The 765-nt window shown below is 59.1% G+C and carries 2 tRNA genes; both read right to left on the bottom strand.

Annotation, left to right across the window (positions count from 1 at the left end):
- Positions 1-352: 352 nt before the first annotated feature.
- Positions 353-428: transfer RNA gene (locus ACODS4_RS28115), tRNA-Ala, on the bottom strand.
- A gap of 109 nt (positions 429-537) precedes the next feature.
- Positions 538-614, bottom strand: a tRNA-Ile gene (locus ACODS4_RS28110).
- Between the last annotated feature and the right edge of the window lie 151 nt (positions 615-765).

The raw sequence follows: 765 nt of genomic DNA, 5'->3' as shown, positions 1-765 counted from the left end.
TCATCGCCTCTCAGTGCCAAGGCATCCACCAGATGCCCTTCAGACGCTTGATCTCAAGAAACGAAGATTGCGCGCCACGCGCAGGAACAAGCCTGCTCATTGACACAGCGTCTCTCCGCCGTTTCAGATGCATGACCTCAACCAGCCTTGTGAGCCGGCCGAGGTCTGTCCTCGGTCACTTGCACTTCATCTTCACTTGTCCATGATCCCGCCTCAAACTCCCGGAGGAGCAAGGCGCCCTCAGCGAAGCAGGCTTCGCCAAGGTCCACGTATCCCGTGTTGTGGTTCCTTCCAACGATCCTCGAAATCGGGCGGCTGATCCTTCACCCTCGACACCAACCGCCAAGGCGGATGGTGGAGGCAGACGGGATCGAACCGACGACATCCTGCTTGCAAAGCAGGTGCTCTCCCAACTGAGCTATGCCCCCTTGATGGTTGACGTCCGAAGAAATCATCCCCGATCGGCTCACGCCGCTCGGAGCTTTTTCTTCAAACGCGCCACTGGCGCGTTCGATGCGCGAGGCGCACCGAAAAAGCTGGTGGGCCAGGGAGGATTTGAACCTCCGACCTCACGCTTATCAAGCGCGCGCTCTAACCAACTGAGCTACTAGCCCCTCTGCGCCTGCGAACCAGGCGCGTCGAGAACCGTGAGAAGGGATGCGCCGACGGCGGCGCAAATCGTACCGTTGAAGCAGGGTTTCAACAAAGTTCGGGTCAGCTTCCTTAGAAAGGAGGTGATCCAGCCGCAGGTTCCCCTACGGCTAC

This window comes from Azospirillum sp. FG154, assembly GCF_057809575.1.
This window is presented reverse-complemented; position numbering and strand designations above follow the sequence as displayed.